Source organism: candidate division WOR-3 bacterium (assembly GCA_029858255.1).
Classification (GTDB): Bacteria; Hydrothermota; Tepidihabitantia; order SM23-42; family SM23-42; genus SM23-42.
This window is the reverse complement of record JAOUFJ010000052.1, coordinates 1-7,708: the sequence shown is the minus strand read 5'-3', so window position 1 is coordinate 7,708 and position 7,708 is coordinate 1. Positions and strand designations below refer to the sequence as shown.

Below are 7,708 nucleotides of genomic sequence, written 5' to 3'. Positions count from 1 at the left end.
ACGATATAAACGGGCATAACGGTAATAACGATACTAACGAAATTAACGGGATTAACGAACCAAACGAAAATAACGGTAATAACGTCTTTTCATGTGATAATTTCGCTTTTCGCAATTCGCAATGCAAAATGCAGTTGTCTCCCTTGACTTTCCTCCCAATTCCTATATAATTAAGCTACCTAATTAGTAGGGAATCGAAGCAGATTTTGTTATAAATCCCTTGCTTGTTTTCGTCCGAAATAATCTTCTGAATATTTATCCCTATAATTAAGGAAGAAAGGAGCACGAAATGGCGCTACTCGAAATACGGTGGCACGGTAGAGGTGGACAGGGTGCGAAGACTGCAGCCCTGCTATTCGCCGACGCCGCAGTCGAAACCGGAAAATATATACAAGCATTTCCCGAATACGGGCCGGAACGTATGGGTGCCCCGGTCTTTGCATTCAACCGCATTTCTGACAAACCTATACTCCAGCATTGCGGCATAAAATCCCCCAATATCGTAGTCGTGTTAGACCCCACACTCATGGAAACCGTGGATGTTACCGACGGATTACCTGATGACGGTGTGATCCTGGTCAATACGCAGAAAACCGCCGAAGAAATAAAGAAGCAATTAAAACTGACCAAGCAAAGTGTTTATGTTGTTGATGCCAGCAAGATCTCCACGGAGATACTAAAACGTGACCTGCCGAATACTCCCATGTTAGGCGCTCTGATAAAGGTCTCCAAACTGCTCGATTTTAATGACATGCTTGACTCCGTGAAAATCCGGTTGGAGCACAAATTCCCGAATCGTCCGGAAGTGGTCGACGGCAACATCAAGGCGATCAAACGCGCTTACGAGGAGGCAAAAGCATGAAGAAAGAGAAGAAAGGTTGGAAAGAATTACCGATCGGCCTGGTCCTTGAAGGCGGCTCGAGCGAACAGTTTGAAACCGGCGACTGGCGCAGTGAGAAGCCCATCTGGGATGAGAAGAAGTGCACAAATTGCTTCATCTGCTGGATCTACTGTCCGGACTCGGCGATCATCGTCAAAGACGGCAAAGTTAAGGGCATCGACTACCGGTACTGCAAAGGTTGCGGAATCTGCGCTGAGGAATGTCCACCCAAGATACAGGCTATCAAAATGGTAAGGGAGGAAAAATGATCGTTGCCAGAACTGGAAACGAAGCAATGGCCGAAGCGATGCGTCAGATAAATCCCGACGTCGTCGCCGCCTATCCGATCACGCCCGCCACCGAAGTCGTCCAGCTGTTCTCAAAATTCGTACACGACGGTGAAGTAGATACCGAATTCGTCCCCGCAGAAAGCGAACATTCGGCGATCAGCGCATGCGTCGGCGCTTCCTCAACTGGCGCGCGGGTCATGACATCTACCTCATCGCAGGGACTCGCCCTGATGCACGAAATCCTCTTCATCGCGGCCGGCCTGCGGTTACCGATCGTGATATGTCTCGTAAACAGATCCCTTTCCAGCCCGATCAATATTCACTGCGACCATTCAGATTCGCTTGCGTCAAGAGATGCCGGTTGGATCCAAATATTCTGCGAGAACACTCAGGAAGCATATGATACTACGATCATGGCCGTAAAGATCGCCGAGAAGGCGCTGCTGCCGGCAATGGTCACCACTGACGGATTCATCATCAGCCACAGCATGGAGCGCGTCGAAATGGTCGATGACGACGCAGTACCCAAATTCCTGGGCACACGCCAGGTCAAAACATCGCTCCTCGATGTTGATAATCCAATAACCCTGGGCGCGCTGGACCTGCAGGATTATTTCTTTGAGCACAAGCGTTCTGAAATAGACGCGATGAATCACGTGCTGCCGATCATTGACGAAGTCCAGAAGGAATTCGGCGAGAAATTCGGCCGCCACTACCCGCTTGTCGATGAGTACAAAATGGACGATGCCGAAGTGGCAATACTTGCCATGGGCTCGACCGGCGGAACGGGTAAGGTGACGGTCGACAGATTGCGCGAGCAAGGCAAGAAAGCCGGCCTTGTAAGATGCCGCGTTTACCGTCCGTTCCCCAAGGACGCGATGCTCAAAGCTATTTCGAAAGTGAAAGTACTGGGCATCCTGGACCGCGCTGATACTATGTCGACAATGGGCGGTCATCTGTATAATGAATGCCGCTCCATACTTTACGATTCTAATGCCCGTCCCCTCCTGAAAAACTACGTGTACGGCCTCGGAGGTCGTGATATCAGTATCGAAGATATCGAAGACATCTATATGGAACTCTATGCAATACAGAAATCAGGCAAAGTTGACAAAGATATTGTCTACTACGGAGTAAGGGGGGAATAATGGCATCACTTAAACAATTAGCAGCTCAGAAAGAAAAATTCATGGGTGGCCACCGTGCTTGTGCTGGTTGCGCCGCAACAATTGCCGCGCGTATGGTATTGACTGCAGCCGAGCAACCGGTTGTAGTTGGTGCTGCCACAGGATGTTTGGAAGTCGTGAGTACGATCTATCCTTTTTCAGCATGGAATGTTCCCTATGTCCATAACGCGTTCGAGAACGTCGCGGCCACGATGTCCGGCGTCGAAGCTGCCTACCGCGCCTTCAAGAAAAAAGGCAAGATCCAGAAAGACCTCCGTTTCATCGCTTTTGGTGGTGACGGCGGCACTTATGACATCGGACTGCAGTCTCTTTCCGGTATGATCGAAAGACGCCACCGCGTGCTATATGTATGCTACAACAATGAGGCATACATGAATACGGGGATCCAGCGTTCATCAGCTACGCCCCGCGGCGCTCACACGACAACCTCGCCGGCCGGCACCAAGATACCGGGCAAAATGCAGATCAGAAAAAATCTGACCGAGATCATCATTGCCCATGAACCTGCTTACGCAGCCCAGACCACGATCGGCTACTGGAACGACCTGGTGACCAAAGTACAAAAGGCATTGAACGCTGACGGACCTTCTTTTATTAATATCTATGCGCCATGCCGGCTCGGCTGGGCATACGTTCCTGAAAAAACGATCAAGGTATCCAAACTCGCGGTCGAAACCTGCGTCTGGCCCCTATACGAATATGAAAACGGAAAGTACCGGATAACGGTAAAACCAAAGGAAAAGAAACCGATAACCGAGTTCATGAAACTACAGGGCAGGTTCGGACATCTGTTCAAGTGGCATGATGACGTACCGATCAAGGAATATCAGGAAGAGGTCGATATGATCTGGGAGCGACTGCAGAAAAGGAGCGCTCAGTAGCGGCCAGCTGATACTACAACACGAAACCCGGAACAATTATGATTAAGGTTATACTCTTTGATCTGGACGGCACGCTCTACAACAGCACTGAAGTGCGCACCAAATTCGCCGAAGCGGCATATCATGCTCTCGCCAAACTCAAGAAGATACCGGTCGATGAAGCAAAGATGTTGATCGAGGATACGCGCGAGAAGTTAAAAGAAAAACACGGCTTTCCGGTACCCTATACGCTGACCTTGATCCGCTTCGGCATGCCGGTCGAAGTCTGGCATAAGGAAAACATCGCCTACTTCGACCCGCGCGATTATCTGTCGGCAAACGGTGAACTCAGAAAAATACTCCAGGGCATGAAAAAACGTTTTAAACTTGCGATCTTGACTAACAACAATGAAGTGCAGGCAAACCGTATCCTCCAAGCGCTCAAAGTACAGGATCTGTTCGACCGTGTCTTTACATATAACAGTTTCCGCACCATGAAGCCAAATCCCAGAACGTTCCGTGAAGCCGCCGGGGCAATGGGTGTTTCGCCAAATGAATGTCTGGTTGTCGGCGACCGGTACAGTGTCGATTTGATCCCTGCCCAGGATCTGGGTATGAAGATCTACGAGGTTAAAGGCCCAGAGGGCATAGAGAAACTAGTCACGGCGCTCCGGTCGGTTGCTTAGGAGCACCGAAGCAACCCAAACTACTATTCTCTCCCCGCGTCAGAATCGCCAATCCTCTGTCATTGCGAGAAGTCCGGCACCTTTTTGATAGTATATAATGCGGGACGACGCGGCAACCTCAACTCTCTCCTGGTCATTGCGAGCGTAAGCGAAGCAATCTCAGTATTAGTGAGCGCTGACCTAGGAGATTGCTTCGCCCGCCTGCGGCGTCCTCGCAATGACAGGCAGCGGCGTTACCAAACGGTTTACTGACCTTCCTCCAGCTTTTCCAATCTTTGACGAGCCTTTAACGCGTATATCGTGTTCGGCTCACGCACGATCAAATCCTCAAGGATTTCCCGCGCTTCCTTTTTCTTCTCCAGTGCTACGTAGATATCGGACTGGAGCAAAAAGGCTTCAATTATTCTGTGTCCCGGATATTCCTTGTTGAGTTCCACGAGCGTACCCAGGGCAAGAGGCAGATCATTCATCGAACTGTAAACAAGCGCAAGATAGTAGTAAGCATGAGCGCCGACCGGTGTTTTCAATAATTTCCGGGCCGAATCGATAGCCGATCCATACTGGCCGGTCTCGAACAAACGCACGAGGTTCACCAAGTTCTTGAGCTGCACTGTGTCATCCTGTGCCGTCTCGATCAAATAAAGCCGTTCGGCCGCGTCGTTAGCAACGTCGAGTTGTGGATAGCTGCTCATCAACCTCAGGTATGTATCATGGGCTTTGACCACATCACCGGCGAACAGGTACACGCTGCCGTTTTCATACATTAGCCGCGCTTTGTCCAGGTCCTCAACGAAATACCGCTCATTCTTCTTTAAGAATTCAATGCTCTTGTGATATTCACCCGTCGTTATGTGGCATTTGCTGAGTTCGAGCAGCGTCTCGATCTGCCGGTTCTGCGCGAAACTATTCTCGAGACTATCGATGCGGGCTTCCATATTCAGCACCAGAAAAAATACGATCATTTTTCTCCCAGCAGCGCTCTGAAATATTCTCTTATATACATCTCATATTCTTTTGGATAAGGTTTCCTCAATTCTTCCTGAAGCAACCTGCGCAGCTCGTCGGTGCCGAGTTCCCTGGATAATGCGGCCGGGCTCGTCCGGTCAAGAACGTCCTGACCCGGTTTGCTCTCCCGTTTCTGAGAGAAATCTTCCCTGCGTATTGAACGCTGGCTGTCCAGCAATTTTGAAATTACTTTGCGCTGCCGCTCGATCAATTCACGGTCCAGCTTGTATTGAAACAATTCCTGCTCGATCTCCTCCATTTCGCCGATCATGTTATCAAGAATATCCTGATACTTACCGGCCGCGGCCTCGCCCTTGAGTGATTGAAGAGCCTCCCTCAACTCGCGCTGGCGCGCGGCAAGGCGGCGGAGCTGCGCTTTCTGCCCCTGGCTGAGTCCCTGCATTGGTATCGGCAGAATGTTCATCAGGGATTGACCGAGCATCATCTGACCGCTCGTGATATTGGCAAGTTGCTGCATGAACGAATTCATTCCGGTTGATGAGCCGTCCTCCATCATCATCTTGAGCGCGAAAAGAATATCACGCGCTACCAGGTTCAATTCCTTCATCGCCTCGGTAGCGAGGGCCTTGTTGGCCTTACCCTGAACACTGGTTCTCTGCGCTTCCTGCATCCGCAAGGTCGCTCTGGCCAGACCCTTGCCGATCTGAGGACCTACCAGAAAACTCTTGGACTGCTGCTGGAAAAGACTCTCGGCGATCGTTTCGGTTGCCTGGATTATTTCCTGCTGCATGCCAGGGTCTACTTTCAATCCGTCATCAATTTTTTTTATCAATCCTTCCTGCGCTTTGGAAGTTTCGATGATCTGCTTGAGGCTTTCAAGCAGATTCTCCCGCAGGTTCACAAACCGTCCCTGTGTCAGTTTTTTATAGAGTTGCTGCAATCCCATTGCCAGGTTCTTCAATCCGGATTTCTTATCCCCGCTGCTGGCATTTTTCATTTCCTGCATCTGCTGGGCCATCTGCTGCAGGGCATCCTTTATTTCCTGCTCCAACCCCTCGGATAGAGCGAGCTCGTTCATCTTTTTTGCCAGCTCCTCCATTGCTTGATCTATTTCCTGTTGTTTCTCCGCCGCAAGTTCCTCGTCTGTTTCGGATAACTCATCCACAAGTTCCTGCTGCTCGGCCAGTTCCTCGGTCTGCTCGGCAAGTTGCCTCAACTTCTCTTCCTGCTCATAACGCCTCAATATTTCCAGCGACCGCTCAAGCGCTTTTGCCAGTTCTTCCTGTCGCTGCTTCAATTGTTCGAGCGCTTTGGGGATGTCGGCCGGCTTCTGCTCCATTGCCAGGCGCAGATCCTCCAGCGCCTTCCTCAGCTCCTCGGGAGCGATCTCCTCGAGTATCCGGCTGATCTCTCTCAGCCTTTCGATCGATTCCTGATCGAGGATCACGCCCTCTTTTAATTTCTCGATGGTCTTCTCCAATTCCTCCTGCCACTCGCCGATCTTTGTCAGGATCTCTTCTTCCTTCCGTATCGTCTCGCTCAATTGCTCCTGCTCAGCCCAGGAGAAATCGCGTTCCTTCATGATCTTCTCCTGTATCCGCGCGGCTTCTTTCATCTGCTCGGCATGCTCGGACTGCATATCCGCGATGTCGATCTGCAACAAGGTTTCCTTCTCGTTAACTTCTTCATACATCTGTTCCATCGTCGGGAAGTGAACACTGTAACTGTTGCTCCTCGTGACATGCCCGCTATTATCACGCACCAGAACATAATAAGACACCTCATCACCAGGCAGCATACCCAGCCCGGAAAGATCCCAGTTGAAAACGGCAGTATCTTCGAAAGCCCCCGGCTCCAATGGCAAGGGACGTGAATATTCCTCGCGAAAAGAATAGTAGAAAACCACTGCGGCAAGCCCGTAGTCATCACTGCATCTCACGCCAATGTCGAGTTTCTGGTCGTACGGCAGATCCACATCAAACCCCGGGTAGTAAATATCGACAAGCGGTGCAAGGTCCGGGATTGCATAAATTCTTATCGGCTCCTGTAATTCACTCCGTGCGGTCAAGTGCAGCATTGCAGTGCCGCTTTCCCTCACAACGAACTGCCCATTAAACTCTCTGCCCTCGTGTTCAAGGGAAACCGTGTCGCCGAATTCGAACCGGGCATCGTTCAGTGTTTGCGATGCCTTCCCCTGAACATTCACTACGGTACCATACGGCACGATCAACTGGCGACCGGCCCTTGTTTCCTCATGGAGTTTTGTGTAGGCAGGATATTCGAGACGGAATGTCAGATTTTCAATAGACAGCGGCTCGATCGGGTATAATTCATATGGTGCTGTTTTATGTTCGAAGAACTCGAAACTGTAGACCAGCGGATCTGAAATGGTTACATTGCTGGCTGCGACACCGGACTCAACCTTCAGTTTCTGGCGTACTGTTTTTTCAACAGTACTGAGTTTCAGGTCAACGGTTTTCGGGATGTATACTCCTGACAGGCGCAGTGTGATCTCCGCCGCAACGTCTTTGGGGTATTCCTTGTTCCCGGGCGAGACCTGATATTCGAGGCGGTGGTGAAGCGCATACCAGAATCGTCCAGGAAGAAACGCCGGCTGGATAAACCCAAGTGCGAGCGCGATAAGCAGAAATCCAATCGACCTCTTGAGCAGGTCATAGCTTATGTATTTCTGGACCTTCAGGTCGCAAACCCGCGCTGCTGAGCTGGTGATGTACGCATCGATCAATTCGCGTGAATATTTCTCTTTGCTGTCTCCGGGTATTTTTGCCAGCTGGAGGCTGCTTACGATCTCGCCTTTCAGCCCGGCCTTTTTTTCTAA

The 7,708-nt window shown here is 50.5% G+C and carries 7 protein-coding genes; 5 read left to right on the top strand and 2 right to left on the bottom strand.

The features are described from left to right. Positions 1 to 289 precede the first annotated feature (289 nt). Genes OEV79_11945 through OEV79_11925 form a run of 5 tightly spaced genes read left to right on the top strand, consistent with a single transcriptional unit; the run spans position 290 to position 3,903 of the window. The gene (locus OEV79_11945) at positions 290 to 862 is read left to right on the top strand and encodes a 2-oxoacid:acceptor oxidoreductase family protein (GenBank protein ID MDH4212147.1); all 573 of its coding nucleotides are present in this window, start codon (positions 290 to 292) and stop codon (positions 860 to 862) included. Further along, a complete protein-coding gene (locus tag OEV79_11940; protein MDH4212146.1) occupies positions 859 to 1,149 on the top strand; it encodes a ferredoxin in 291 nt (96 codons plus the stop codon). Before OEV79_11945 ends, OEV79_11940 begins: the two co-directional genes overlap by 4 nt. Beyond that, positions 1,146 to 2,318, top strand: coding sequence for a pyruvate ferredoxin oxidoreductase (gene porA, locus OEV79_11935; protein MDH4212145.1), 1,173 nt, complete (start codon positions 1,146 to 1,148; stop codon positions 2,316 to 2,318). The genes OEV79_11940 and porA overlap by 4 nt, the downstream gene beginning before the upstream one ends. Beyond that, positions 2,315 to 3,238 carry a thiamine pyrophosphate-dependent enzyme gene (locus OEV79_11930; protein MDH4212144.1) on the top strand — a complete coding sequence of 308 codons (924 nt, stop codon included), beginning with the start codon at positions 2,315 to 2,317 and terminating at the stop codon, positions 3,236 to 3,238. Before porA ends, OEV79_11930 begins: the two co-directional genes overlap by 4 nt. A 38-nt stretch (positions 3,239 to 3,276) precedes the next feature. Further along, on the top strand, positions 3,277 to 3,903 hold the full coding sequence (locus tag OEV79_11925; GenBank protein MDH4212143.1) for an HAD family hydrolase: 627 nt from the start codon (positions 3,277 to 3,279) through the stop codon (positions 3,901 to 3,903). A 245-nt stretch (positions 3,904 to 4,148) separates the two neighbouring features. Here OEV79_11925 and OEV79_11920 read toward each other — a convergent pair whose 3' ends face one another. Then, a complete protein-coding gene (locus OEV79_11920; GenBank protein ID MDH4212142.1) occupies positions 4,149 to 4,865 on the bottom strand; it encodes a tetratricopeptide repeat protein in 717 nt (238 codons plus the stop codon). Further along, the coding region (locus OEV79_11915) for a hypothetical protein (GenBank protein MDH4212141.1) at positions 4,862 to 7,708 on the bottom strand (2,847 nt) is incomplete at its 5' end. The genes OEV79_11915 and OEV79_11920, both read right to left, overlap by 4 nt.